Source organism: Pseudarthrobacter sp. MDT1-56, from assembly GCF_059383555.1.
In genome coordinates this window covers 178,247-204,053 of record NZ_JBWZCK010000004.1, presented here as the reverse complement: position 1 = coordinate 204,053, position 25,807 = coordinate 178,247, and the positions used below count along the sequence as shown (strand labels likewise).

27 protein-coding genes are annotated in these 25,807 nt (G+C 68.3%); 13 read left to right on the top strand and 14 right to left on the bottom strand.

Annotation, left to right across the window (positions count from 1 at the left end):
- Positions 1 to 21: 21 nt before the first annotated feature.
- From AC50YC_RS07650 to AC50YC_RS07620, 7 genes are all read right to left on the bottom strand, one after another.
- A complete protein-coding gene (locus AC50YC_RS07650) occupies positions 22 to 840 on the bottom strand; it encodes an alpha/beta fold hydrolase (RefSeq protein ID WP_354171330.1) in 819 nt (272 codons plus the stop codon).
- Positions 833 to 2,353: a lyase family protein gene (locus tag AC50YC_RS07645; RefSeq protein ID WP_494952947.1), complete on the bottom strand. Its 1,521-nt coding sequence runs from the start codon at positions 2,351 to 2,353 to the stop codon at positions 833 to 835. Before AC50YC_RS07645 ends, AC50YC_RS07650 begins: the two co-directional genes overlap by 8 nt.
- Complete coding sequence (pcaG, locus tag AC50YC_RS07640; RefSeq protein ID WP_494953069.1) at positions 2,350 to 2,916, bottom strand: protocatechuate 3,4-dioxygenase subunit alpha; 567 nt, start codon at positions 2,914 to 2,916, stop codon at positions 2,350 to 2,352. Before pcaG ends, AC50YC_RS07645 begins: the two co-directional genes overlap by 4 nt.
- Before the next feature lie 7 nt (positions 2,917 to 2,923).
- Positions 2,924 to 3,820 (bottom strand): protocatechuate 3,4-dioxygenase subunit beta, encoded by an 897-nt coding sequence (gene pcaH, locus AC50YC_RS07635; RefSeq protein ID WP_494952946.1) that lies wholly within the window; start codon positions 3,818 to 3,820, stop codon positions 2,924 to 2,926.
- 48 nt (positions 3,821 to 3,868) lie between these two features.
- A complete protein-coding gene (locus AC50YC_RS07630; RefSeq protein ID WP_494952945.1) occupies positions 3,869 to 5,827 on the bottom strand; it encodes a bifunctional sugar phosphate isomerase/epimerase/4-hydroxyphenylpyruvate dioxygenase family protein in 1,959 nt (652 codons plus the stop codon).
- Entirely contained in the window at positions 5,827 to 6,708 is an 882-nt protein-coding gene (locus AC50YC_RS07625) for a shikimate dehydrogenase (protein WP_494952944.1), read from the bottom strand. The genes AC50YC_RS07630 and AC50YC_RS07625 overlap by 1 nt, the downstream gene beginning before the upstream one ends.
- A gap of 163 nt (positions 6,709 to 6,871) precedes the next feature.
- Positions 6,872 to 7,612 (bottom strand): IclR family transcriptional regulator, encoded by a 741-nt coding sequence (locus tag AC50YC_RS07620; RefSeq protein ID WP_494953068.1) that lies wholly within the window; start codon positions 7,610 to 7,612, stop codon positions 6,872 to 6,874.
- Between the two features lie 352 nt (positions 7,613 to 7,964).
- On the opposite strand from AC50YC_RS07620, the gene AC50YC_RS07615 reads away from it, so the two are divergent.
- Positions 7,965 to 9,284 carry an MFS transporter gene (locus AC50YC_RS07615; protein ID WP_494952943.1) on the top strand — a complete coding sequence of 440 codons (1,320 nt, stop codon included), beginning with the start codon at positions 7,965 to 7,967 and terminating at the stop codon, positions 9,282 to 9,284.
- 160 nt (positions 9,285 to 9,444) lie between these two features.
- Here AC50YC_RS07615 and AC50YC_RS07610 read toward each other — a convergent pair whose 3' ends face one another.
- Positions 9,445 to 10,521: an ATP-dependent DNA ligase gene (locus AC50YC_RS07610; RefSeq protein WP_494952942.1), complete on the bottom strand. Its 1,077-nt coding sequence runs from the start codon at positions 10,519 to 10,521 to the stop codon at positions 9,445 to 9,447.
- Between the two features lie 108 nt (positions 10,522 to 10,629).
- Between AC50YC_RS07610 and AC50YC_RS07605 the strand changes: the two genes are divergently transcribed.
- The 3 genes from AC50YC_RS07605 (at position 10,630) to AC50YC_RS07595 (ending at position 13,707) form a co-directional block, all read left to right on the top strand.
- Positions 10,630 to 11,625: a TIGR03885 family FMN-dependent LLM class oxidoreductase gene (locus tag AC50YC_RS07605; protein WP_494952941.1), complete on the top strand. Its 996-nt coding sequence runs from the start codon at positions 10,630 to 10,632 to the stop codon at positions 11,623 to 11,625.
- Positions 11,622 to 13,316 carry an alpha-amylase family protein gene (locus tag AC50YC_RS07600; RefSeq protein ID WP_494952940.1) on the top strand — a complete coding sequence of 565 codons (1,695 nt, stop codon included), beginning with the start codon at positions 11,622 to 11,624 and terminating at the stop codon, positions 13,314 to 13,316. The genes AC50YC_RS07605 and AC50YC_RS07600 overlap by 4 nt, the downstream gene beginning before the upstream one ends.
- 154 nt (positions 13,317 to 13,470) lie before the next feature.
- On the top strand, positions 13,471 to 13,707 hold the full coding sequence (locus AC50YC_RS07595; RefSeq protein ID WP_354171346.1) for a hypothetical protein: 237 nt from the start codon (positions 13,471 to 13,473) through the stop codon (positions 13,705 to 13,707).
- Between the two features lie 5 nt (positions 13,708 to 13,712).
- Here the strand turns inward: AC50YC_RS07595 and AC50YC_RS07590 are convergent, their stop codons facing one another.
- From AC50YC_RS07590 to AC50YC_RS07575, 4 genes are all read right to left on the bottom strand, one after another.
- Positions 13,713 to 14,000: a MoaD/ThiS family protein gene (locus tag AC50YC_RS07590; protein WP_463900452.1), complete on the bottom strand. Its 288-nt coding sequence runs from the start codon at positions 13,998 to 14,000 to the stop codon at positions 13,713 to 13,715.
- Positions 14,001 to 14,005: 5 nt separating this feature from the next.
- Positions 14,006 to 15,145, bottom strand: coding sequence for a WD40/YVTN/BNR-like repeat-containing protein (locus AC50YC_RS07585; RefSeq protein WP_494952939.1), 1,140 nt, complete (start codon positions 15,143 to 15,145; stop codon positions 14,006 to 14,008).
- A 116-nt stretch (positions 15,146 to 15,261) separates the two neighbouring features.
- Positions 15,262 to 15,462, bottom strand: a complete 201-nt coding sequence (locus AC50YC_RS07580) for a hypothetical protein (protein ID WP_494952938.1) — start codon at positions 15,460 to 15,462, stop codon at positions 15,262 to 15,264.
- Between the two features lie 77 nt (positions 15,463 to 15,539).
- Positions 15,540 to 15,890, bottom strand: a complete 351-nt coding sequence (locus AC50YC_RS07575; RefSeq protein ID WP_494952937.1) for an ArsR/SmtB family transcription factor — start codon at positions 15,888 to 15,890, stop codon at positions 15,540 to 15,542.
- Positions 15,891 to 15,982: 92 nt separating this feature from the next.
- On the opposite strand from AC50YC_RS07575, the gene AC50YC_RS07570 reads away from it, so the two are divergent.
- The 8 genes from AC50YC_RS07570 to AC50YC_RS07535 all read left to right on the top strand — a co-directional run bounded on the left by AC50YC_RS07570 (position 15,983) and on the right by AC50YC_RS07535 (position 23,873).
- Positions 15,983 to 17,368, top strand: coding sequence for an NAD(P)-binding domain-containing protein (locus AC50YC_RS07570; RefSeq protein WP_494952936.1), 1,386 nt, complete (start codon positions 15,983 to 15,985; stop codon positions 17,366 to 17,368).
- Positions 17,369 to 17,411: 43 nt separating this feature from the next.
- The gene (locus AC50YC_RS07565) at positions 17,412 to 18,122 is read left to right on the top strand and encodes an arsenate-mycothiol transferase ArsC (protein WP_494952935.1); all 711 of its coding nucleotides are present in this window, start codon (positions 17,412 to 17,414) and stop codon (positions 18,120 to 18,122) included.
- 4 nt (positions 18,123 to 18,126) lie between these two features.
- On the top strand, positions 18,127 to 19,398 hold the full coding sequence (locus tag AC50YC_RS07560; protein WP_494952934.1) for an MFS transporter: 1,272 nt from the start codon (positions 18,127 to 18,129) through the stop codon (positions 19,396 to 19,398).
- 39 nt (positions 19,399 to 19,437) lie between these two features.
- Positions 19,438 to 19,950, top strand: a complete 513-nt coding sequence (locus AC50YC_RS07555; protein WP_494952933.1) for a universal stress protein — start codon at positions 19,438 to 19,440, stop codon at positions 19,948 to 19,950.
- 24 nt (positions 19,951 to 19,974) lie between these two features.
- Positions 19,975 to 20,520 (top strand): DinB family protein, encoded by a 546-nt coding sequence (locus AC50YC_RS07550; protein WP_494952932.1) that lies wholly within the window; start codon positions 19,975 to 19,977, stop codon positions 20,518 to 20,520.
- 239 nt (positions 20,521 to 20,759) lie between these two features.
- Complete coding sequence (locus AC50YC_RS07545) at positions 20,760 to 21,107, top strand: metal-sensitive transcriptional regulator (protein ID WP_494952931.1); 348 nt, start codon at positions 20,760 to 20,762, stop codon at positions 21,105 to 21,107.
- Between the two features lie 67 nt (positions 21,108 to 21,174).
- On the top strand, positions 21,175 to 21,405 hold the full coding sequence (locus AC50YC_RS07540; RefSeq protein WP_494952930.1) for a heavy-metal-associated domain-containing protein: 231 nt from the start codon (positions 21,175 to 21,177) through the stop codon (positions 21,403 to 21,405).
- 116 nt (positions 21,406 to 21,521) lie between these two features.
- The gene (locus AC50YC_RS07535; RefSeq protein WP_494953067.1) at positions 21,522 to 23,873 is read left to right on the top strand and encodes a heavy metal translocating P-type ATPase; all 2,352 of its coding nucleotides are present in this window, start codon (positions 21,522 to 21,524) and stop codon (positions 23,871 to 23,873) included.
- Between the two features lie 37 nt (positions 23,874 to 23,910).
- Here AC50YC_RS07535 and AC50YC_RS07530 read toward each other — a convergent pair whose 3' ends face one another.
- On the bottom strand, positions 23,911 to 24,183 hold the full coding sequence (locus AC50YC_RS07530; RefSeq protein WP_494952929.1) for a DUF2277 domain-containing protein: 273 nt from the start codon (positions 24,181 to 24,183) through the stop codon (positions 23,911 to 23,913).
- A gap of 176 nt (positions 24,184 to 24,359) precedes the next feature.
- On the opposite strand from AC50YC_RS07530, the gene AC50YC_RS07525 reads away from it, so the two are divergent.
- Positions 24,360 to 24,623 (top strand): hypothetical protein, encoded by a 264-nt coding sequence (locus tag AC50YC_RS07525; protein WP_226775617.1) that lies wholly within the window; start codon positions 24,360 to 24,362, stop codon positions 24,621 to 24,623.
- A 67-nt stretch (positions 24,624 to 24,690) separates the two neighbouring features.
- Here the strand turns inward: AC50YC_RS07525 and AC50YC_RS07520 are convergent, their stop codons facing one another.
- Positions 24,691 to 25,644 carry an EamA family transporter gene (locus AC50YC_RS07520; RefSeq protein ID WP_494953066.1) on the bottom strand — a complete coding sequence of 318 codons (954 nt, stop codon included), beginning with the start codon at positions 25,642 to 25,644 and terminating at the stop codon, positions 24,691 to 24,693.
- Positions 25,645 to 25,807: the final 163 nt, after the last annotated feature.

Sequence of the window (25,807 nt, the reverse complement as noted above, 5' to 3'; positions counted from 1 at the left end):
GGCGGTTTTTCTGGGGCTCGGTCACTTGGCTGCTCCACTGGATTCGGTCCACGTGATGAGGCTCCGCAGCAGCTCGGCGACGTGGCCGGGTGCCTCAAACGGCGCCAGGTGCGCCACCCCTTCGAGGGTGATGGCACTGGCTGTGCCGCCGCCGGCGGTGATCCCTTCGACGATCGCCTCGGCGAAGGACGGCGGGGCAACGCTGTCCTGGGCGCCTGCGACAGCCTGGGTGGGGACGCTGATGCTGCCGAGCTCGTCCCGGACGTCGAAGCCGGCGAGGGCCTCGCAGCAGAAGGCGTAGCTGAACCGGTCGGCGTCGCGCAGGCTGTGCAGCAGCCGGCCGCTGAGTTCGGGCTGGTGTTCCATGAAGCCGGGGCCGAACCAGCGCTGGGCCGATCCCTGGATCATCACGGGCGTGCCCTGGGTGCGGACGGTTTCCGCGCGTTCCAGCCATCCCTCGGGTGTGCCGAGCTTCGCTCCGGTGCACTGCACGGACAGGCTCTTGAGGCGTTCGCCGTGCTTGATGCCCAGCTGCAGGCCGGTGGCACCGCCCAGCGACACGCCGGCGTAGTGGAATCTCGCTCCGGGGGCGATCGAATCCACCAGCTCGACGACGGCGTCGGCCAGTTCGGCGACGGTGAACGTCTCCTTCGCGGCCGGCGAGATGCCGTGGCCCGGCAGGTCCCAGGCGACGACGTCGACGTCGTCCCCGAGCAGGGCGCCGGCCTGGGTCCACAGCAACGTGGACGTGCCCAGGGACGGGCCCACCACGAGGAGGGGCTTGTCGCCCAGCGGGCGCTGGGGCGACAGCAGTACTGCCTTGACTGTTGGTCTAGCCACGGGAGGCTCCGTTCAGCTCGGGGGTCGGTGATGGGGTGTGGGATCCGGCGTGCGGGACGCCGTATTCCGGGTAGGCGGCGAGGATGCGCCGGGAGATTTCGGCGGCCTGGCCGAGGTAATTGGCCGGATCGAGCAGCTCCTCCAGCCGGGCGTCGGAGAGCAGTTCCGTGGGGACGGCCGCGCGGAGCAGCCGCCGGTAGGTGGACGCCTGGTCCGCGGCCGGAACCTGGAGGGTCTGGTCCACCACGGACTGCAGCCGCTGCTTGCCGTCCGCACTGTTCTTACCCGGGACGCTGCCGGACAGGAGCGGTGCGACGGCGGCCGTGACGGCCTCGCTGAGCAGCAGCGGCCCTGAAAGCTCCAGGTTGCGCCGCATGGCATCGGGGAAGACCTGCAGGCCCTCGGAGAGTTCGCGGAGCTGCACGGCGGCGCCGAGGCCGAGGCGGAGGAGCTGGCGCAGCGCCGGCCATTCGCTGTGCCAGGCACCGTCAGGGCGTTCATCGTTGAAGTTGGCGGCGGCCAGGTGCAGCTGCGCGGCCTGGCCGGGCGCCTGCAGGGCTGCGCTGCGGACCAGCACGGACAGCACGGGATTCTGCTTCTGCGGCATGGCCGAGGACCCGCCCCGGCCGGAGGCGCGGGGCTCGGCGAGCTCGGCGACTTCCGGGCGGCTGAGGAACAGCACGTCGGCGGCGATCTTGCCCGCAGCGTCGGTCACGGCGGCCAGGGCGTCGCCGAGGGAGGTGACGGCCAGCCGGTTCGTGTGCCAGGGCGCCGGGACCGCGGCGAGGCCGAGTTCTGCGGCCAGCAGGTCGGAGAGATCCAGGGGGCTCAGGCCCGAGCCCGCCGCCATTACGGTGCCGGCGGCCAGGGTTCCGGCCGCCCCCCCGGTCTGCACGGGAAAATCGAGGGCCTCAAGCCGGCGGGCGGCCGCGGCAAGGCCGTGGAACCATTGGGCCGCCTTGAGCCCGAAGCTGAACGGCAGGGAGTGCTGGGTGAGGCTGCGGCCCACGCACAGGGTGTCCGCATGCTCTTCGGCGATGGCGGCCAGTGCCGCCGTCGTTGCCTTGACCTCGGTGAGCAGTCCGCGGACCGCCTCCCTGCAAAGCAGCATGAGGGCACTGTCAAGCACGTCCTGGCTGGTCAGCGAGGTGTGGACGGCTTTCCCGGCACCGATTCCCGCCGCGTCAAGGGCATTGACCTGCCTGCGGAGGTCCGCCAGCAGGGGGATCACCGGATTGGCGCCGCCCTGGGCGCGCACGGCAAGGTCCGCGACGTCATAGCGGCCCGCCTCGGCGGCCGTGGCGACCACCGCGGCGGATCCGGCCGGGGCGAGGGCGGCCTGTTCCAGGACCGCGGCCCAGGCGGCCTCGACCCGGAGAATGGCCGCCAGCACGGCCCGGTCCCCGGTCAGCGACGCCACAAGGGGCGACGCCGACACGGGACTCAGCAGGCCAAAATCACCCTGCAGGCCGGCGTCTCCGTCGGTGGCTCCGCTGGTTTCACGAGGAATCACTTCGAGGCACCCTCGAAGTCGAGGAACACCGTCTCGCCCGCCCCCTGAAGCCGGATATCCCAGGTCAGGCCGCCGTCGGCGTCGCGGCGTGCGATCAGCGTCTTGCGGCGTTCCGGATCCAGCGAGGACAGCAGCGGATCCGCGGCCAGGGCCTCCTCGTTCTCCGGCAGGTAGATCCGGGTGAAGAGCCGGTTCATGAGGCCGCGGGCGAAGACCGCTACGGAGATGAACGGCGCTGCGCCTGCCTCGGTGGGGCCGGGGTTAACCGTGGTGAAGGTGAAGACGCCGGTGTTGCCCACGGCGCTGCGGCCGAAGCCGGTGAAGGTGTAGCCGTCGCGCACGAGCGAACCCGTGTGGTGCGGGACCTTGCCCTCGGCGTCCGCCTGCCAGATTTCCAGGATCGCGTCCGGGATCGGGTGCCCGGCGCCGTCGTAGACGGTGCCCTGGAGCCGGATGGAGCCCGGGGAGCCGGGGGCCAGCAGCTCGCGGTCCTTGATGTAGGGCAGCGCGTAGCCGTAAAAGGGGCCCACGGTCTGGCCTGGTGTCGGGGTGAGTTTACTCATGCTGGCCTCATTCATGGTCATCTCCTTCTGCTCCCAGGGCCTCGTTCTCTGTCCAGGTCCGCTGCGACCCGGTCAGGACGATGTCCCAGTTGTACGCCAGGGCCCACTCGGGCTTGGTCTGCTCGTGGTTGTAGGTGGCCACAAGCCGGTCCCGGGCGTCCTGGTCCACAATCGACTGGTAGATCGGGTCCAGCGGGAAGAGCTGGTCGCCGGGGAAGTACATCTGGGTGACGATCCGCTGGGTGAACTCCTGCCCGAACAGGGAGAAGTGGATGTGGGCCGGGCGCCACGCGTTGAGGTGGTTCTTCCACGGGTAGGCGCCGGGCTTGATCGTGGTGAAGCGGTAGGAGCCGTCGGCGCCCGTGATGCAACGGCCGACGCCGGTGAAGTTGGGGTCCAGCGGGGCCGGGTGCTGGTCCCGTTTGTGGATGTAGCGGCCGGCGGAATTCGCCTGCCAGATCTCCACCAGCTGGCCGGCGACGGGACGGCCGTCGCCGTCGAGCACGCGGCCGGAGACGACGATGCGTTCGCCGAGCGGTTCGCCGTTGTGCTGGATGGTCAGGTCCGCTTCCAGCGCATGGACGTCCATGTGTCCGAAGGCCGGAGAGTACAGCTCGATGGTTTCCGGGTCCGCGTGGTGCAGGTCCTTGGTGGGGTGGCGAAGGACGCTGCTGCGGTACGGTGCATAGTCCAGCCGGGGCTGGATCTCTGCCGGGGCGCCGTTCTTGAGCGCCTGCGCGTAGGCCTCGCCGATGGCCTTCATCTCGGCACTGAGGTCCGCCTGCGACTCCGCGGCGGCGTCCAAGGGCGCATACGTCTTCGGTGCGGCCTCCGTGGCTTCGTCGGATACGTCTTCGGTGAGCGGATCCGCGTTGTAGGTCTCGAGGTTGAGTTCTTCAGGCACAGCAGCCTCCTTTCGTTGGGTGTTGATGTTTGTTTGTGCTTTGGCCGGTCAGGAAATGGGGTTCAGCTGGTGCAGGTGGTCGTACTGGACGGCGTGCCGCACCGGGGCGTTGGGCGCCCCGTAGCCGTCGTAGGATCCGCGGCGCTCCACCATTTCGAAGAACACGCTGCCGACGGTGGCGGTGTAGAAGTGCAGGAACTCGCCGTCGGCGTCGCGGTCGTAGAGCAGGTTGAGCTCCCGGAGGGTGGCCAGGAAGGACGGGTCCAGGTCGAACCGCGCGTCGAGGTCCTCGTAGTAGTTTTCCGGGATCTGCAGGAAATCAAGGCCCCGGGCCTTCGCGGCGCGGGCCGTGGCCACCAGGTCATCCACGGCGAAGGCGATGTGTTCCTGGTATGTCCGGCGCGGTCCGGTGCCGGCTGCCACATCCGGGCCGGGGCCGGCACCGTCGCGCTGGATCAGCGGGGCAAGGTTCAGCACCAGGCGGACGCCGCGGTCGCGGGTGAGCATCACCTGGGACCGGACCAGGCCGGTGGGGCTGGCGACTTCCGCGTACGGCTGCGGTTCCAGGGCCAGGGCGCTCGTATAGAAGAGGACGGCTTCGTCGAAGTGCTGCCAGGGCTGCGCCAGGTTCACGTGGTCGATAACGGCACTCCGCCCCGCCGCCCGGCCGGCAGCGGGGGCGTCCAGTTCCTCGCCGAATTCGCGGGTCCACACGGCAGTGCCGTCGGGGCTGCCCTGGCACAGGAATATCTCGGTGGAGTCCGGGGCGGCGAAACCCTGGAAGACTTCCTCGTCGGCCTGGCTTTTGCGCGGCACGGCCGGGGCCTTGAGCTGCTGGGCCCGGGCCGCGGCGATCACGGGGGAAGCGACGTCGAAGCCCAAGGCAGAAATGGCGGGCGCGCCGGCTGCCTGGGGGTCCTCGGCAGACTCCTCATTGATGATCAAGCGGGCGTGGCCCATGGTCCACAATTGCACATTCTTGGTCCGGTGGCGCCCGTTGAACGCAAATCCCAACTGGCCCAGCAGGGACTCCAGTCCGGCGGTGTCCGCGGCCCTGACCTCGGCGAAGTTGAAGCCGGCCGGTTCGGCCACCTGCGGCAGCGTGGCCAGTTCCATTGGGTAACGGCGGCGGGCCGTCGCAGCGTTGTCGGCACGGGTACGGGCGCCGTTTCCGGCAGCCGGAGCCGCGTCCAGCCACTTGGCGCTCTGCTCCTCGAGCCAGATCAGCGACCGCATGGCATCCACGGCGGTGCGTTCGACGTCGGACTGGCGGAAGACGTCGTTGAAGACCTCCAGGGAGACCGGGCCGGTGTAGCCGGCCCGGACCACGTGGCCGAGGAATTTGGCGAGTTCGAACTGCCCTTCGCCCGGGAACACCCGGTAGTGCCGGCTCCAGGACAGCACGTCCATGGACAGCTTGGGCGCATCGGCCACCTGGACGAAGAAGATTTTCTCCGGGTTGAAGGATTCGATCGGGGCCGTGTCCCAGTCGCGGGAGAGGATGTGGAACGAGTCAAGGCAGGTGCCCAGGTTCGGGTGGTCCACCGCATCGACCAGCCGGTGGGCGTGCTCGTAGTCGTTGACGTACTTTCCCCAGGCCAGCGCCTCGTAGGCCACCTTGACGCCATGGTCCTGGGCGAGGGCGGCGAGGGCTGCGAGCTGTTCGGCCCGGAGTCCGTCGTCATCGATGCTGGCGGTGGCCACGTTGGAGCAGACCAGGATGGTGTCCATGCCGAGCCGGGACATCAGGCGGAACTTCGCTTCCGCCCTGCGCAGGTTGGCGGCGAGCAGTTCCTCCGGCACACTGTCGAAGTCGCGGAACGGCTGGTAGAGGTCCAGGGTCAGGCCGAGGTCGGCGGCCACCTTCCGGACCTCCTCCGGGCTCAGCGGGGAGGTGACGAGGTCCTGTTCGAAGATTTCGATCCCGTCGAAACCCGCGATGGCGCAGGCCTGCATCTTTTCCCGCAGGGTGCCCGAGAGGCAGACGGTGGCGATTCCGGTGCGCATCAGGCGGCCACCTCTTCGGCGGCGACGAGTTCCAGGAAGTGGGTGCGCATCCGCTCCGCATCGGCCTCGAGGCCGGTGAAGATGCGGAAGGCGTCGGCGGCCTGTCCCACGGCCATCCGGCCGCCGTCGAGCACGTCGCAGCCCCTGGCGCGGGCCTCGCGGACAAGTTCGGTCTCGATTGGCCGGTACACAATATCCGCGACCCAGTGCCGCGCTGTCACGAGGGACATGTCCAGCGGGACGCCGGGGTGGGCGGCCATGCCCACCGGGGTGCAGTGCACCAAACCGTCGGCCAGCGGCATCAGCCGCGGCAGCTCCGCCGTCGTCCGTGCGGTGACCAGCTGGTCCGGGAAGAAGCCGGCCAGTTCGGCCGCGCGTCCCGCGCAGCGGGCCGAATCGGTGTCCACCAGGTCCAGTTCGTGGACCCCGGCGGTGAGCAGGGCGTAGGCGACGGCGGAGCCGGCGCCTCCGGCGCCCAGCTGCACCACGCGGTTCAGTTTGGCTCCCGGCAGGCCCGTGGCGAGGGCGGCCGCGAACCCGGAGAAGTCAGTGTTGTGGCCGATGAAGCGGCCGTCCCGTATGGTCACCGTGTTCACCGCACCGAGGCGCCGGGCATCCGAAGTGACCTCATCCAGGTGTTCCAGGACCAGCTGCTTGCAGGGGTGGGTGATGTTCAGTCCGTTGAAGCCCAGCCGGTAGGCGCCGGTCAGGAGCTCGCCGACGCTCTGGCCGGGAAGTCCCAGCTCGGTGAGGTCGATGGGGCGGTAGAGGTACCGGAGGCCCTGCACGTCGCCTTCGCGTTCATGCATGGGGGGCGTGAGGGACGGCGTAACGCCATCGCCTATCAGGCCCACAAGAAAGGACTCTGCTCGATTGCTCATCCGTATAGCTCCTTTGACAACGGCACTCGGCGGGCGGGGGCGCACGGGGCGCCGGCCGCGGGCCGGGTGTTGGGGATTACAGTACCGCAGTTGTTCACATGTTGCACCGTTGTTCTACTAGCGAACAAATTGGACCGGCGTCCGGCCGGTCGGGCCGCGGAAATCACTGCTGGGGCAGCCGTGCGGACAGCTCTGCCGCCGCCGACTGGAGCAGCGGGACCAGAGCCACGAGGGCCTCCACACTCATCCGGAAAACCGGGACCGCGGTGGCCAGTGCGGCGAAAGCGTGGCCCTGGGAGTTGAAGACGGGGACGGCGACGGCGCGCATGCCCAGCTCGTTTTCCTCATCCATGAGGGCGTAGCCGCGCTTGCGGACCAGCTCGATCTCGGCCTGGAAGGCCTCCCGGTCGGTGATCGAAAATTCGGTCAGCGGCTCCAGCTCGAGTTCTTCGACGAGCTGGCTGCGGGTGGCGTCGTCGGCGAAGGCCACGAGCGCCTTGCCCACCGAGGTGGTGTGCAGGGCACCCAGGTGCCCGGGGTCACTCGTAACGCGGAACGTCTGGGGGCCGTCCACTTTATTGACGGTCAGATGGTGGTTTCCGTCGCGCACCGAGAGGATGGTCGCCTCGCCGGTCTCCTCCGTGACGCGCCGCAGGATGGGCAGGGCCGTCCCGGCGAATCCGTGATGGTTGGACACTCGCTGGCCGAGCTGGAAGATGCGCAGCCCCAGGTGGTACCGGCGGCCGTCCGGCTCGTAGTCCACAAAGCCGTCGCGGGTCAGCGAACCCAGCAGGCGGTAGGTGGTGCTGAAGGGAAGTTCCGCCCGGCGGGAGAGCTCGGCGGCACTCGCCCCCCGCGGCTCGTCGCCAAGCAGGACCAGCAGCCCCAGGGCCTTCCCGACCATGTCCGTGCGGGAGTCCTCCTTGGCACCCTTGGGGCCAGCTTTCCCGCCGGCTGTGGAGTCGATGCCCGCAGGGGCTGGATGGGGGGCGGCGGCCGCGTCCGCTTCTGTGTCTTGATTCACACTCATAACCCAATGCTCTCACATGGTGAGAGCTATTTCTAGATGGTGATTATTTTTGTTGACAAGTGACCACCCTCACAGTCATGATTGCTACATCGCACAAGTAGCTCCCACAATGTGGCTACTCGTCCGGGTCTTTCCACGAACCTCCTGCTGCCGCACACTTAAAAGCCAGCGGCGGCCGAGACCTTCCTGATCCATCCGCGACAATGTCGTCACACAAAGGAACACCATGAGCCAGACACTCCCGTCTACGACGCCGGGCACTGACACACCGGCCGGGACGCCGAAGAAGGCAGCCCTCGCCAGTTTCCTGGGCAGCGCCGTCGAGTACTACGACTTTTTCATCTTCGGATCCGCCGCCGCACTGATCTTCCCCACAGTCTTCTTCCCCGACGCCGGCGCCAACGCGGCGATCATGTCCTTCGCGACGTTCGGCTTCGCCTACATTGCCCGGCCGGTCGGCGCCGTCATCCTGGGCCACTTCGGTGACCGGGTGGGCCGCCGCAAGGTCCTCATGTTCACGCTCCTGCTGATGGGCGCCTCCACCTTCCTGATCGGCTGCCTGCCGGACTTCAACACGATCGGCTGGTGGGCTCCGGCCCTGCTGGTGCTGGCGCGTCTCTGCCAGGGCCTCTCCGCTGCCGGCGAGCAGGCCGGCGCCTCCTCGATGACACTGGAGCACGCCCCGGACAACCGCCGTGCCTTCTTCACCTCCTGGACGCTCACCGGCACCCAGGGCGGCCAGATCCTCGCGGCCCTCGTCTTCATCCCCGTACTGGCGCTGCCGGATGAGATCAAGTACGGCATCGGCTGGCGCATCCCGTTCTGGCTCAGCGCCGTCGTGGTGATTGTTGCGTTCTTCATCCGCCGCACCCTGCACGAGCCCCCGGCCTTTGAGGAAGCCCAGAAAACTGCGCAGATCTCCAAGCTCCCCGTCGCAGACCTGCTCAAGCACCACTGGCGTGACGTCCTCCGCGTCGTGGCCTGCGCGTTCATCGCTGCCGTCTCCACCGTGTTCGGCACCCTGGCCATCGCCTACGCCAAAACCGTCGCCGGTGTGGACGGCACCACCACCCTCTGGCTCGTCGTCGGCGCCAACGTGGTCGCCCTCGGCACCCAGCCGCTCTTCGGCAAGCTCGCGGACCGGATCGGCCGGAAGCCGGTCTTCATCTACGGCGCCCTGGCCAGTGCTGTCCTCACTCCGCTGTTCCTGCTCAGCCTCGAGTCCGGCAGCGTCCCGCTGATGTTCCTGGCTGCAATCGGCTTCTTCTCCTTCGGCTACGCAGCCTCCAACGCTGTCTGGCCCGCCTTCTACGCCGAAATGTTCAGCACCAAGGTCCGTTTCTCCGGCCTGGCCATCGGCACCCAGCTCGGCTTCCTGATGGCAGGCTTCGCCCCGGCAATCGTCGCGGCGATGGGCGGCATCAAGCCCGGGGGCTGGGTCCAGATCAGCATCTTCACCGCCGTCATCTGCGTCATCTCGGCCGTCTCGGCCCTGACCGCCAAGGAATCCTTCAAGATTCCCACCAAGGAGCTCGGCCTCAAGTAACCCGGCCGCAGCGTTCCGGCCCGGTGTCCCCGGGCCGCAGCACCGGAAGCCCGGCGTGTCCACAGGACACGTCGGGCTTTTCCATGTCCCACGGGGGGCAGGGCAAGGAGCAACTGGGCGGCAGCGCCGGAGTCGCGACGGCCGGTGCGTAAAGTCGGGGTCAGCCCCTGCCCGTCCCCAGCACTGCGGCCAGATGGTAGCTGACCGGCTCCTCGAGCTGTTCGTAGGTGCAGGAACGCGGATCCCGGTCCGGGCGCCAGCGGACAAACTGCGCGGTGTGGCGGAACCGCTCGCCTTCCATGTGGTCGTATTTCACTTCCAGCACACGGTCCGGCCGGAGCGGGGTGAAGGAGAGGTCCTTGCCTCCGCTCCACCGGCTGCCCTCGGCATTGCGCGGGGTGCGGTTCCCTTCCTCCTGCCGGGCCCAGTGCCAGGGGTGCTCCTCGAAGCTGGTTACAAGCGGCTGGAGCTCCTCGAAAAGTTCCTTGCGGCGCTGCATCGGGAAGGCCCCGACCACGCCCACGTTCGCGAGTCCGCCGGCGTCGTCATAGAGCCCCAGCAACAGCGAACCGATCCGGTCCGGCCCGGAGGTGTGCACCCGATACCCGGCCAGTACGCAGTCTGCGGTGCGTGCGTGCTTGACCTTGAACATGGAGCGCTTGTCCGGCAGGTACGGCCCCTCCAGCGGCTTGGCTACGATCCCGTCGAGCCCGGCCCCCTCGAACTGGTGGAACCATTCCTCGGCCGTTCCCTTGTCCTGCGTCGCGGCGGTGAGGTGGATCGGAGCCGCACTCCCGGCGAGTACGCGTTCCAACGCCGCGCGCCGCTCGGCGAAGGGACGCGCGGTGAGGTCCTCGTCGTCGAGCGCCAGCAGATCGAACGCGACAAAACTCGCGGGCGTCTGTTCGGCCAGCAGCCGGACCCGGCTCGCCGCTGGAAGGATCCGCTGTTGCAGGGAATCGAAGTCGAGCCGGTCGCCGGAGGCGCCGACCATGATGATCTCGCCGTCGAGCACGCAGCGCGGCGGGAGGTTTGCCTTCAACGCCTCGACCAGTTCCGGGAAGTAGCGGGTCAGGGGCTTGCCGTTGCGGCTGCCGATCTCCACGTCTCCGCCGTCGCGGAAGATGATGGCCCGGAACCCGTCCCACTTCGGCTCGAACATCAGCGCGCCGTCGGGCAGGGACGTCACGGCTTTCGCCAGCATGGGCGCGATCGGGGGCATCAGCGGCAGTAGCATAGGCCTATTGTGGCCGCGCACCGCGCCGCCCGCCAGAGGCAGGCCGGGCAGGGACCGGCCGGGCAGGCTTTCCTCGACAACCGGCCGGGCCGACGGTAGACATTAACGATGGCTATCCTCGGTTTCCACGCATCGCACGAACAGATCAGTCCCGGCCAGCTCCTCAAGGACGTTCAGCTGGCGGAGCAGGCAGGCTTCGACGCCGCCATGTGCTCGGACCACATCGAGCCCTGGTCCGCGCGGCAGGGGCATTCCGGTTTCGCCTGGTCCTGGCTCGGGGCCGCGCTGGCAACCACCAAACTGCGCCTCGGCGTGGTGACGGCGCCGGGCCAGCGGTACCACCCCGCCATCATCGCGCACGCGTCGGCCACCCTGGCGGACATGTTCCCCGGCCGGTTCTGGCTGGCGCCGGGCAGCGGCGAGTACATGAACGAGCACGTCACCGGGGACGCCTGGCCGGACAAGGCGACGCGGCAGCAGCGCCTTGAGGAAGCCGTGCAGATCATCCGCGACCTCCACGACGGCAAGGAAGTGACCCGGAACGGCCTGGTCACCGTCCAGCAGGCCAGGATCTGGGACGTGCCGGAGATCAAGCCGCCGCTGATCGCGCCTGCTGTCAGTGTGGAAACAGCGCGCCGGGGGGCAGCCTGGGCGGACGGGCTGGTCACGGTCAACCAGCCGCACGCGAAGCTGAAGGACATGCTCGCCGCCTACCGCGATGCCGGCGGCCGGGGCAAGGCCGTGCTGCAGGTGCACCTGTCCTGGGCGCCGACGGAGCACGAAGCCGTTGCGGTTGCCCTGGACCAGTGGCGCAGCAACGTGTTCGCCCCGCCGATCCCCTGGGATCTCCCGACGGCGGCCCACTTCGACGGCGTCAGCGCCGACGTCGGTGAGGAACAGGTCCGGACCGTCGTGAACATCTCCGCGGACCCCGGGCAGCACGCGCAGTGGCTGGCCGAATATGTCGAACTCGGCTTCGACGAGCTGTACCTGCACTTCGTTGGGCAGGAGCAGGCACCGTTCATCCATACTTTCGCGGAGCAGGTCCTCCCGCAGCTTCGTGGGTCCGGGAACCCGCGGCAGGACCGGGAGGTGCTGCTGTGAGGATCGCCGAGACCTCGGACCTTTGGTGGAAGAACGCCGTTATCTACTGCCTGGATCCGGAGACGTTCTTCGACGGCGACGGCGACGGCACCGGTGATTTCGGCGGCCTGATCCAGCGCGTGGACTATCTCGCGGCCCTGGGAGTGACGTGCATCTGGCTGATGCCCTTCTACCCCACTCCGGACAAGGACGACGGCTACGACGTGACGGACCTGTACGGCGTGGACCGGCGGCTGGGCAACCTGGGCGACGTCGTCGAGTTCATCCGGACCGCGAAGGACCGGGGAATGCGGGTGATCGCGGACTTCGTCCTCAACCACACCTCGGACAAGCACCCCTGGTTCGTGGAGTCCCGCAAGTCGGTGGACAACCCGTTCCGCGATTACTACGTGTGGCGCAAGGACACCCCGCCGGATACCTCCGAGCAGGTGGTGTTCCCCGGTGAGGAGACGTCCATCTGGACCCAGGACAAGGCCACCGGTGAGTGGTACCTGCACATGTTCGCCAAGCACCAACCGGACCTGAACGTGGCCAATCCCAAGGTCCGGGACGAGATCGCCAAGTCCATGGGGTTCTGGCTGCAGCTGGGACTGGACGGCTTCCGGCTGGACGCGGTCCCGTTCTTCCTGGAGCTGCAGGGCACGTCCAAGGAAGGCTCGGCGCAGGTCGATCCGCACGACTACCTCAGCGCGCTCCGCAGCTTCCTCAACCGCCGCAACGGCAGTGGCGTGCTTCTGGGCGAAGTCAACGTGCCCTACAAGGACCAGGTGAAGTACTTCGGCGGCGCGGCAGGAAACGAGCTGAACATGCAGTTCGACTTCCTGTCCATGCAAAACCTGTACTTGGCCCTCGCCCGGGAGGACGCCCGGCCGTTGGCCAAGTCGCTCAGCTCCCGCCCGAAGATCCACCCGGACAACCAGTGGGCCATGTTCGTCCGCAACCACGACGAGCTGACCCTGGACAAACTCAGCGACGCCGAACGCGAGGAGGTCTTTGCCGCGTTCGGACCGGACGAGGACATGCAGATGTACGGCCGCGGCCTGCGCCGCCGGCTGCCCACCATGCTCAACGGCGACCCCGCCCGGATCCGCATGGTCTACTCGCTGATGTTCGCGCTGCCCGGAACCCCGGTGTTGTTCTACGGCGAGGAGATCGGCATGGGCGAGGACCTGACGGCGAAGGGCCGCTCGGCCGTGCGGTCCCCCATGCAATGGAATGACACCGAAAACGGCGGATTCTCGACTGCGCCAGCAAAGGATCTGGTGGCACAGGTGGTGGAGGGCTACTTCGCGCCGAAGAACATCAACGCCGCCGCCGCGAAGAGGGATCCCGACTCACTGTGGAACTTCATGGCCACGCTGATCCAGCGCTACCGGGAAAGCCCCGAACTGGGGTGGGGCGACTTCGAACTCATCAAGCAACCCGCTGAGAAGGTGCTTCTGCACCGATGCACCTGGGCCGGCTCGACCGTCGTCCTGGCCCACAATTTCGGGGCGGAGCCAGCCTCCGTGGCCGCGAACCTGACCTCCGCCGGGGACCCGGAGCCGGGTTTCGAGGGCGCCTATCTGCGGGATCTGCTGGACGGGGAGGACGTCGAGCTGGCGCACGACGGCGGTTTCGAGCTGGAACTGGACCGTTACGGCTACCGGTGGTTCCGGATCCAGCGCCCGGGGGAACGCTATATCCCATGAGGTACCGCCAGCCGGGCCGACGACGCCGGTAACTCCCCCGGCGTCGAACGCTTACCCACGTCTTACCGGGCCGAAACGCGGCGGCAACATTGGCGCAGGACACTGAAGGTGCCGGCAAGAGCAGGCACCACTCTCCAGTCCAGGAGGCCCCGCCATGTTGAAGGAAGCCAAAGCCCATGTAACCCGCATCCGTGCCCTGGATCAGCTGCACCGCGGAGACGAGATCGAGGCGCGCCTCAGGGTCGGCCCGAATTACGACGACGTCGTGATCCGCCGCGGCAGCGTCCAGGAAACCGCACCCGGAATCGGCGTGGTCTGGATCATGGACCGGCAGTCCGGAACCCGGAAGGCCATCAACACGGACGAGTGCAGTCTCTGGCGGGTCGCCTGAGACGGCTAGCCCCCCGCGACGGACTGGATGATCAGGACCTCCTGGCCCGGGGAAACCTCGGTGGCCAGGCCCTGCAGGCGGCGAATCTCATTCCCGTTGACGTATATATTCACGTAGCGTCGGATCGCCCCGGTCTCATCCCGCAACCGCCTCGACAGCGCCGGGTACTCCCCGGTCACCACGTCCAGCACACCCTCCACGGTCACCGCGGTGTCTGCGGGCGCAGTCAGGAAGGACTGCCCGCCGGCCAGCGGCTGGAGCACACTGGGCAGCACCACACTGATGCCGGCCACGGTTCTCAGGCGCTCACGGCGGCGCCGGACCCCGCGGAACCGGAGAGGACGGCCGGGGCGACGGCCGTGGCCCGGACGCACAGCACGTCCGGCAGGTGCGATGCCACCTCGGCGAAGTGTTCCCCCTCGTCGGCGCTGGCATAGACGCTGCCGCCGCGCGTGCCGAAGTACACGCCGGCCGGTTCCGCCGCGTCGACGCAGGCGGCATCACGGAGCACGGAGTTGAAGTCCGCTGCCGGGAGTCCGTCGTCAAGCCGCTTCCAGCTCGCACCCGCGTCGTCGGTCCGGTGGACCGCCAGTTTGCCCTCCGGCGGGATCCTCTCGCCGTCGGCCTTCAGCGGGATTACCCAGGCGGTGCCGGCCCGGTGGGGATGCGTGAGCATCACGAAGCCGAAGTCCGCCGGCAGTCCTTCCGCGATCGACTCCCAGCTCTCGGCGTCGTCGTCGCTGCGATAGACGCCGTGGTGGTTCTGCGCATAAAGGCGGCCGTCGACGGCGGCATCGGCCGCGATCTTGTGCACGCACTGGCCAAATTCCGGGTTGGGGTCGGGCATGAAATAGGCCGAGATGCCCTTGTTGCGCGGCTCCCACGAGCTGCCGCCGTCGAGCGAGCGGTAGACGCCGCCGGTGCTCATCGCGACGTGCACCTTCTCGCCGGTGTGGTCGACGACGATTGAGTGTGCCGCGGCGCCGCCGTAGCCTGCTCCCCAGTCAGCGCGGTGCGGGTGGTCCCAGAGGCCGCGGTTGAGCTCGAAGTGTTCGCCGCCGTCGGTGGATTTCCAGACTGAAATCGGCTCGCAGCCGGCCCAGACGACCCCGGGGCGGGATTCGGCGTCGGGGTGGATCTGCCAGACGCGTTCCAAGGCAGCGTCCGTGCCTTCGGGGAAGCGGATGGCGCCTTCCTCGGGCTCGTTCCACGTTTCGCCCAGGTCGTCGGAGTGGAACACGGTGGGTCCCCAGTGTTCCGAACGCACGCCGACCAGAATGCGGGTCCGGCCGTCTCGCGTATCGATGCCGATGCTCGGGACTTCACTCATCAGGAAGTGCGGGCCGGAAAGGGACCAGTCTTTGCGGTCCGGGCTCGTCGCGAGCCAGAGACCTTTCTTGGTGCCGATTGCCAGGACATAACTCTCTGCGGTAGCCATGCCCCTTATGGAACCACCACCGAAAGATGCCCGCAATGGTTTTTCCGCTCGGGTTTGTCCCCGCCCGGGCTGCCCCTCGGAGCTGCCTGTCTTTATTGTGTTCGGGACGGGGCGTGTCAGTCGACGAATTCGGACTGCGTCTCGATGAAGTCCCAGTCGGCGTCGGTGAGCACCCCGGAAACGTCATCGGGGTGGGGACCACCGGCTTCGGCAATGCCTTGCAGCACGGCAAGCGGCAGCTCGGTGGCCCGCAGGTTCCCCCGCAGCCACTCCTTGCTCGCCAGATCCAGATCCAGCCACCACATGAAGATTTCCATGGCGGTCACCCTTTCCTGAGGTCTTCCACGTTAGGCCCCGCACCGGAGGTGTTCAAGTGCCGCATGGCTCTGGCGGCTTACAGGGCCGAGAGCACGTCCGCTGTCCGCTCCAGTGCGCCGGGGACCAGCGAGTAATAGGCCCAGGTGCCCCGCTTTTCGCGGTGCAGCAGACCGGCGTCAACGAGGATTTTGAGGTGATGGGACACCGTGGGCTGGCCGAGGTCCAGCGGCTCGGTAAGGTCGCAGACGCAGGCTTCGCCGCCGTCGGACGCCTTCACGATGGACAACAGCCGCAGACGGTTCGGATCGGCAAGGGCCTTGAAGAGCAGGGCCTTGCCCTGCGCCTCTTCCGCGCCGAGCACCGGCATCCCGGAGACGGTGCAGCAGGCTTCCGCCGACGTGGACTCAACAATCTGCTGTGTTGTCATGCTTCCATTATGCACTCATATTGACAGGCGTCGATATAGAGGGACATACTCACCATATCGATCATTATCAATCTTTCCGGATAGAGGTCACCATGGTTGAAACCACCAATCTTCCCGTTGCCGTCATCGGAGCGGGCCCGGTCGGCCTCGCCGCGGCCGCCCACCTCCTGGAGCGCGGTCTTGAGCCGCTGATTTTTGAGGTCGGCCCAACCGCGGGCGCCGCCATCGAGCAGTGGCGCCACATCCGGCTGTTCTCCCCGTGGCAGTTCAACACTGACGCCGCGGCCGTTCGCCTGCTCGCCGGGACCGGCTGGGAGGCGCCGGAGGCCACGGAGCTGCCGTTCGGCGGCGAACTCATCGACCAGTACCTCACGCCCCTGGCTGCACTTCCCGCGATCTCGCCCCGACTGCACACCGGCGCCCGCGTCGTGGCCGTGACGCGACAGGGCATGGACAAAACCCACAGCCGCAACCGCAACAGCGCAGCCTTTGTGGTCCGGGTCGAACACACCGACGGCGAAGTCCGCGACTACCGGGCCGCCGGCGTCATCGACGCGTCCGGCACCTGGTCCACCCGCAACCCGCTGGGAACCTCCGGCCTGCCCGCCCTTGGCGAAGCCGCCGCAGCTGACAGGATTTCCTCACCACTGCCGGATGTCCTGGACCGTGACCGTGACCGCTTCGAGGGCCGCACCGTGCTCGTGGTTGGCGCCGGCCACTCCGCCGCCAACACCCTGATCAACCTCTCCCAACTCGCGAGCCAGTCACCGGAGACCAGGATCCTCTGGGCTATCCGCGGCACCTCCGCCGCCAAGGTCTACGGCGGCGGCGACGACGACGGCCTCGCCGCCCGCGGCCAGCTCGGCAGCCGGCTCCGTCACCTCGTCGAGTCCGGCGCAGTGGAACTGCACACCGGCTTCGGGATCGCCGCCCTCGCAGCGTCCGGCGGCGCCGTCACTGTGACCTCCACGGACAGCCGCACCCTCGAGGCCGACGTCGTGGTTCCAGCCACCGGCTTCCGCCCCGATCTGGACATCCTCCGGGAACTCCGGCTGGAACTGGACCCGGGCGTCGAAGCCCCGCGTGAGCTCGGCCCGCTAATCGACCCGGAATTTCACTCCTGCGGCACCGTGGAGCCGCACGGCGCCAAAATGCTGGCCCACCCGGAACAGGACTTCTACATCGTCGGCATGAAGTCCTACGGGCGGGCACCGACCTTCCTGCTCGCCACCGGCTACGAGCAGGTCCGTTCCGTCGCCGCGGCCCTGGCCGGAGACCAGGAAGCTGCCGACACCGTCCAGCTCGAACTTCCCGAAACCGGCGTCTGCTCCTCCGACATCGGCACCAGCTGCGACGTCCCCGCCTCGGTACCGGCAGGGTTTGTCTCCGAAACCCCGGGCGCCTGCTGCGGAGCGCCCGAGCCCGTCCTCGTCGGGTTCCCGACCGGGCTGGCCCACGGCCGCTCCGGCGAGAACTGACCTGCCCCTTGCATTCGTCCACTAATCACACTGGAGTAATGCCATGACCGACCACCCTGATCACAGCCTGGGGCTGCAGGACAATACCGAACTGCTGCACCGGATCAGTGCACGCCTGGCTGAGAAATTCGCGGGCGTCTTCGCGCGCGAGACCGTCGAGCGCTACGTCTTCGAGTCCTACACCGCCTTGGCCCGGACCGCAAAGATCAGCACGTACCTGCCGGCCACCACCGAGCACTTCGCCAACGACCGGCTCGCCGCCCTGGCGAAGTCAAAGAATGCCGTGGTCAGCGAAGTTCCCGAGGTGCTTTTTGTCTGCGTCCAGAACGCCGGCCGCTCCCAGATGGCTGCGGCCCTGCTCAACGTGGAGGCCAAAGGCAGGATCCGTGTGCGCTCGGCGGGCTCGATGCCGGCGTCGGCACTGGACCCTGCCGTGGTGACCGCCATGGAGGAAATGGGGCTGGACCTGTCCCGGGAGTACCCCAAGCCGCTGACCGACGACGTCGTCCGCGCCTCCGACGTCGTGATCACTATGGGCTGCGGCGACTCCTGCCCCATCTACCCGGGCAAACGCTACGAGGACTGGGACCTCACGGATCCTTTCGGGCAGCCGGTAGAGACCGTCCGGGCGATCCGCGACCAGATTCACGACCGGGTCAGGGGCCTCGTTTCGTCCCTGCTGGAAACGCGTGGCCGCGGCACGGGCGCGCCGGACTCTTCCCGCAGCAGCTCCCACGGCAGCGCTGCGGACTGAGCCCATGGCCGCTCCCGAGATGCCACCGCAGCCTGCCGCTGCCGGCGCTCCCCGGGGCGGCCTGGTCTCGCTGTGCATCACCCAGACGACGGGATGGGGCCTGCTCTACTACTCCCTTCCCGCCGCTGTGCGGCCGATCAGCGAGGACACCGGCTGGGACCCTGCCCTGGTGACGGCGTCCTTCTCCGCCGGGCTGCTGGTGTCAGCCCTCGCCGGCATCCACGTGGGCCGGGTGCTCGACCGCACCGGGCCGCGGACCCTGATGGTCTGTGGCTCACTGGTTGGCGTCCTGGCGCTGGTGCTGGTCAGCCTGGCCCCGAACCTGCCGCTGTTTGCGGCCGCATGGCTGCTGGCAGGAACCGCCCAGGCCGCCATCCTCTACCAGCCGGCGTTCACCGTGATCAGCCGCTGGTACGGCCGCGACAGGGTCCGTCCGCTCACCACGCTGACGCTCCTGGCAGGCTTTGCCTCCACGATTTTCGTCCCGCTTACCGCAGGCCTCACCGCCGCCGTCGGCTGGCGCAGCACCTTCCTGGTCCTCGCCGCGCTGCTGGGGCTGGTGACGGTCCCGCTGCACGCACGCTTCCTCAACCGCACCTGGCCGGCCGCGGCGCACCCCGCCCGGTCCGCCGGGGATCGCCTACGGGTTCGGACCATCGCCCGGAGCCCGGAGTTTCTGGGCCTGCAGGCGCTCATGGTGCTGCTGTGCCTAGGGCTTTACACGGTGACGCTGAACATCATTCCGCTGCTGATGGAAAAAGGGGCCAGCTACGCCGCCGCTGCGCTGGGCCTCGGCCTGGTGGGGGCGGGGCAGGTCGGCGGGCGGCTCCTGTTCGCCGGGATTCCTGCCCGTGCCCGTGTGGCCACCATCGCCGGGGCTGCCGCCGCAGCGGTCCTCTCACTCGCCGTCCTCCCGGGGCCGCCGGGGTTGCTGATCGCGGCGGGAGTGTTCGCCGGGGCGGTCCGCGGCTGCCAGACGCTGCTGCAGGCCACGATCGTGGCCGAGCGGTGGGGCATGTCCAATCTGGGCGCCCTGCAGGGGCGCTTTGCCGTCCCGCTGACCGCGGTGACGGCGCTGGCGCCCGCTGCCGGCCCGGCGCTGGCCGGCTGGCTGGGCAGCTACACCGGGATGACATACGCCATGGCCGGCGCCGCCGGCCTTGCCGCCCTGGCTGCCGGAGCGTTGCTCACCGTCGGAGCGGCACCCCGCAAGGGGCCACCCGGCACGGACCGGACGGATTCCGCACCGCTGGCCCGCGGAAAGTCCGGGGAGTAAGTCCCTGTTCCCGGCGCAGGGCGGGAGACACAATTGAGTATGTCCGCTGAACGCACGAGTGGTCCGCCGCCCCTCGTGGTCGGCGTGCTCCCGGGGCAGAGCCCCGAAGTGCTGCAGACTGCCGCCTCACTTGCCTCGAAACTCGCCGCGCCGCTGATCTGCGCCCATGTCGATGAGGCGAGCTATCTCGTGGAGTGGGATCCGGCGCGGTCCGCGCACCGGCTCTCCCTGCATCCGGACACTGACAACGCTGAAATCCGGGCCGTGACCCAGGAGTTGCGGAACAACATCGGCTCAGCCTGCGACGCCCTTGGCATCCATTGGACCCTGCGGACGCTGGCCGGAGACCCGGCCCGGGCGCTGGGCAGACTGGCAGCCGAGGTCGGGGCCGCGATGATCATCGTGGGCACACCGGAGCCGGGGCTGGGTCACCGGATTTCCGCAGCCCTCAACGGATCGGTGGCCGCATGGCTTAGCCACCATCAGGACCATCCGATCCTCATCGTTCCGGTCCGGGCCGCCGTCCACCACCGAACAAGAAACAGCTCCTGACATGTTGTCCGATTGTGGGCCGGCGTGACCGTACCGCTGGACCGGGAAGCCGTCATTGCCGCGTACCGGCGCAACTGCGCAGGGCTCGAAGCGACCCTGGCAGCCGCCTCGCCCGAAACGCTCCGCCGCCGCAGTGCGGGCACCCGCTGGACCAACGAGGAGCTGCTGTACCACATGGTGTTCGGCTATGTTGTGGTGCTGGCCCTGCTTCCGTTGGTGCGGATCTTCGGACGGCTGCCTGTTCCCGTTAACCACGGTTTCGCGTGGCTGCTGAACGCCGGGACCGCCCCGTTCGACGCCGTCAACTACTGGGGCTCCAAGGGAGGCGCGCGAATTTTCAACCGCCGACGAATGGCCGCCAAGCTGCGCCGGGTGACCTCGGCACTGGAACGGCGGCTGCGGCGGGAGACGGAACCTGGCCTGGCCCGCCGGATGTACTTCCCGACGCGCTGGGACCCCTTCTTCAAAGAGGCCATGACCCTGGCCGACGTCTACGCGTACCCCGTGGCGCATTTCGATTTCCACGCGGCCCAGTTGTCATTGGACGCGGCTCCGGGGGAGCAACAGTGATCCCGGAAATAAAATGAATGTTGTTATTCGGGGTGCTGGCTTTCTCCACCTGCGGCCACGTAAGCTTGAATCCGTAGGCGGGAAAACGACCGCCGACCCAAAGACAGCTCCGGAGTGCGTATCCCCCAATAACGCACTCCGGAGCTCTTTTGTGTCCGGAACGTTCTGCCCTGTGACCGGCAAAGGGATACCCCCGCAGGGTACTTGCGCTATACCCCTTGGGGGTATATGTTTGGTTCATGAACGAGCCCGAAACCCCCGCCGTGGAACCAGCGGACGCCCAGCAGCATCAACAGCATGGTTACTCCTCCAATAAGGACGCCTATCTGCTGCGGCTGAAACGAATCGAGGGTCAGGTGCGCGGCATCGCCCGGATGGTCGATGAGGACAAGTACTGCATCGACATCCTCACGCAGGTCGCCGCCGTCACCAAAGCCCTGCACGCCGTCAGCCTCGGACTGGTGGAGGAGCACATCGGCCACTGCGTCGTCGGCGCCGCCTCCGAACCGGACGCGGCGCTGCGGGCCGAGGCCATCGACTTCAAGGTCAAAGAGGCCACCGATGCCATCGGCCGCCTGCTGCGGTAGCGGCGACACCACCCACCACCCAACGGGGCTGGCGAACCACCAGCAGCCCACCCACAAGGAGCAAGCCATGAGCACCGTTTCCACCACCGTCAACGTTTCCGGCATGACCTGCGGCCACTGCGTATCCTCCGTCAGCGAAGAGCTTGAGTCACTGGCCGGCGTCGAGACAATCGACGTGGACCTCAACTCCGGCGGCATTTCCACCGTCACCATCACCTCCACCGGGGCCCTGACAGCCTCCGAAATCGGCGAGGCCGTTGCCGAGGCGGGATACCTGGTCGTGTCCAACGAATCCTGAGCACCACCGGCCCGGCACACCACGCAGCGCACACCAGGAGGACAGGGAACATCGTGAGTAGAGAGCAACTGCTGGACCAGCCCGGAAGCCGGGTGATCGAGCTCGACATCGAGGGGATGACCTGCGCCTCCTGCGTCGGCCGGGTCGAACGCAAGCTCGGCAAGCTCGACGGCGTCACCGCCACCGTCAACCTGCCCCTGGAATCAGCCCAAGTCACAGTCCCCGCTGCCGTCACCGACGCCCAGATCACCGCCACCGTAGCGGCAGCAGGCTACAAGGCCACCGTCCGCACTCCCCAATACCCAGCCACGACGATCGAATCCGGCGCCGTTGGTGCGCGGGATGAAACCGCCGGTGAGCTGCCCACGCGCGCCGACGGTGCCGGCATGCGGCAGCATGCGTCTAAGCGAGGCACGAGCGAGCATGCCGAGCATGGCGGACCGGCGGCGCGCGGAGGCGACCACGCTGCGACCCACCCGGCGGCCAAGCTCCGCCCGCGCCTGATCGTAGCGGCCATCTTCACCATCCCGGTGTTCCTGATTTCCATGTTCCCGGCCTTCCAGTTCGCCAACTGGGGCTGGGTCGCAGGAGCCCTGGCCCTGCCGGTGGTCACCTGGGCCGCCTGGCCGTTCCACCGGGCCGCCGCCATCAACGCCCGGCACCTCGCCTCCACCATGGATACGCTCGTCTCCATCGGCGTGACCGCGGCCTACGTCTTCTCGGCCTGGCAACTCCTCGTGGACCCGCAAATGACCGACCACCCGCAGGGTATGGAGGGGATGGGCACCGGCGGGCTCTACTTCGAGGTCGCCGCGGTCGTCACCACCTTCCTGCTCCTGGGCCGGTACCTGGAGGCCAATGCCAAACAGAAGGCCGGAGACGCCCTCAAGGCGCTGCTGAACCTGGGCGCCAAGGATGCCACTGTCCTCCGCGACGGCCAGGAGCAGCAGATCCCGGCCGATCAGCTGGGGGCGGGCGACCTCATTGTGGTCCGCCCCGGCGAGAAGATTGCGACCGACGGCGTCGTCGTCGAGGGGTCCTCCGCGGTCGACGCCTCGCTGGTAACAGGCGAGTCAGTGCCGGTGGAAGTCGGCCCCGACAGTCCGGTCACGGGCGCCACCATCAACACTTCCGGCCGGCTGCTGGTCCGCGCCACGCGCGTCGGCGCCGAAACCACACTGGCCCAGATGGGCCGGTTGGTTTCCCAGGCCCAAACCGGCAAGGCACCGATCGCGCGCCTCGCGGACCGGATCAGCTCGGTGTTCGTGCCGGTGGTCCTGGCCATCGCCACGGTCACCTTCATCGCCTGGCTACTGGCAGCCACGCCCGACATCAGCGACGCCGAACTGCGCGCCGCGTTCACGGCCGCCGTCGCCGTGCTGGTCATCGCCTGCCCGTGCGCCCTGGGCCTGGCCACCCCTGTGGGGCTGCTCACCGGGACCGGCCGAGGGGCGCAGCTGGGCATCCTGATCAAAGGGCCGCAGGTCCTTGAGGACACCCGGACCGTTGACACCATCCTGCTGGACAAGACCGGCACCGTGACCAGCGGGCATCTGGCCGTCGACGGCACCGAGGTGTTCGGAACCTTCAGCCCGGCTGAGGTTCTCCGCCTGGCCGGCGCGGTCGAGGCCGCATCAGAACACCCGATTGCCCGCGCGGTCGCCGCTGCCGCACTCTCGGCGGAGCGCCGCGACAACGACGCCGGCGTCCTTCCCGCCGTCGCCAGCTTCCGCTCCGCGCCCGGCGGCGGGGTCCAGGGCACCGTCGGGGGCCGGCTCGTGACGGCCGGCCGCACGGGCTGGCTGCAGGAGAACGGCATCGCCCCCACCGCGGCGCAACTGGAGGCCCTGGCCAATGCCGAGGGCTCCGGTGCCACCGCGGTCTGGCTTGCCGTGGACGGGGAGCCGGCCGGAATCATCAGCCTGCGTGACACGCTCAAGCCGGGCTCCGCCGCCGCGATCCAGCGGCTCCGGGGGCTCGGGCTCCGGCCGATCCTCCTGACCGGGGACAACGCCGCCGTCGCCGCACAGGTGGCAGCCGCCGTCGGCATCGCTCCGGAGGACGTGTACGCCGGAGTGCTGCCGGAGGGCAAGGTCGAGGCCGTGCGGAAACTGCAGGCCGGCGGCGCCACCGTGGCCATGGCCGGCGACGGCGTGAACGACGCTGCGGCACTGGCCCAGGCGGACCTCGGCATCGCCATGGGCTCCGGGACTGACGTCGCCATCGAGGCCGCGGACCTGACGGTCATGGGCAACGAACTCGGGCAGGTCGTCCAGGCCATTGAGCTGTCCCGCCGGACCCTGGCCACCATCAAGACCAACCTCTTCTGGGCCTTCTTCTACAACGCCGTCGGGATCCCGGTGGCGGCCCTGGGCCTGCTCAACCCGATGATCGCCGGCGCCGCGATGGCCGCCAGCTCCGTGCTGGTCGTGGCGAACTCGCTGCGGCTGCGCAGCTTCGGCAAGTAGGCCGCCGCTGGCCGGGCGCCGCCCGTCTATCCGCCCGTCAGGCCGCGCCGAAGCGGACGGCAGCCCTGGCCTTCGCCTTGGCCTCTTCCTCCCCGCGGTCCTTTGCCGGGGCGTGGGTCACCAGGGAGTCGAGCAGGTGCTGGGTGGCGTGGGCAATCTCGTGCACCGCCCGGTTGAAGGCCTCCTCGTTGGCCTTGGACGGCTTGGTGCTGCCACTGATCTTGCGCACGTATTGCAGCGCAGCGGCTTCCACCTCGGCGGTGGTAGCGTGCGGTTCGAAATTGTGGAGGGTCCGGATATTTCGGCACATACCTCCATGCTAGGTGCCAAGGCGCTTGGGATCGAGGGCATGGGGAGGGCTGCCCATCGACACTTTTTCGGCAGGCAGGATAGTTTGGGGGCATTGGATCTTCCGGAGCAGCCGGGATCCGCCGGGGGGCGCCTACAGGGCCCGGGTCCGGTTCTACCACTGAGGAGATTTTTCGAATGGCTATTTGGGGTGCAGACATTGCTCAGCTCAAGACTCTTGGGACTAAGCTGCAGGCAGGTTCGTCGGAGATCGACAAGCAGAAATCGATGCTGACCAAGGTGCTTGAGGGCACCGACTGGAAGGGTCCGGACGCCGACAAGTTCCGCAGCGAATGGAACGGCCAGCACGTTGCCGCCCTGGCGAAGGTCTCCCAGGCTCTGCAGGAGGCCGGCAAGCAGGCCAGCCGCAACGCCACGGAGCAGGAAAGCGCTTCCCGCTAGGCAGAAGCCCACAGAATCCAACCGGCCCGGACGCTACAGCGTCCGGGCCGGTTTTGTCGGACCCTACCTACGGCACGGGTTCGACGTCGTTCGCGTGGTCGAGCGCCGCCGGGCCGGCCCCGGCGGGGGTCCGCAACTCGTCCAGCCGTACCAGCACGACGCCGCCAACAATCAGCAGCCCGCCCATGAGTTGGATGGGGCCCGGCAGTTCACCCAGCAGCAACCACGCCCAGACGACGGCGAACAGGACCTCGGTCAGCGAGACAAAGGACGCCACTTTGGAGCCGAGTGCCCGCGCCGCCACAATGCCGGATACGTAGGCGAGCACGGTGGCCAGCACGACGAGTCCACCCAGGGCCACCCACCAGGGGGTAACCCAGGGGCCCAGCCGGGTGTCGGCCGTGCTGAACGCCATCGGCAGCAGGCCGGTTGCCGCGGCGAGCCACATAATGACGGCGCCGACCATGAGTCCCCCGGAGGCGAGGACGATCGGTGGGAGTGTGTCGTTTTCCTTGGCCGTGATGAAGAAGTAGATGGCCAGGCAAACCGCGGCCGCGATCCCCCACAGCACGCCGATGAGGTCGATCTTGACAGCCCCGGTGAGGTCCAGGACCAGGACCAGCCCGCCCAGGGACAGCAGAGTTCCGGCAATCGTCAAAGGCCGCGGGCGTTTGCGGCTGGCGGCCCAGAGCCACAGCACGATAATCACGGGTGCCAGGTATTCCAGCAGCAGGGCGACCCCTACCGACAGGCGCGCCACCGCGTTGAAATAGAACAGCTGGCAGGCGGCGACCCCGATGAGGCCGAAGAGCAACACCGTGAGCCAGTTGTCCCTGAGCTGGTGCCAGCGCCCACGCAGCGCCGGAATGGCGGGAACGGCCAGGATGACGGCCGCCCCGGTGAGGCGCGCGGTGACGGCTGCCCCGGGGGTCCAGCCGGTCTCCAGCAGCGCCTTGGCAAAGGAACCGGAGAGACCAAACACGGCCGAGGAAAACAAGGCAACCCCCAGGCCCGACGCCATGAAAGCTGATGCCGCGCCGGGCTTGCCGGCCCCGGGCGTCCCGGGGGCGCGCCGTCCGGCGTCGATCGTGGCCGGAGCTTCGGCGGTGCGGCGTGCGGCAGACACGGGCTGCCTCCTGTCAGGAGTAAAGTAGGGTTATGCTCATGACAGTACGCCACGCCGA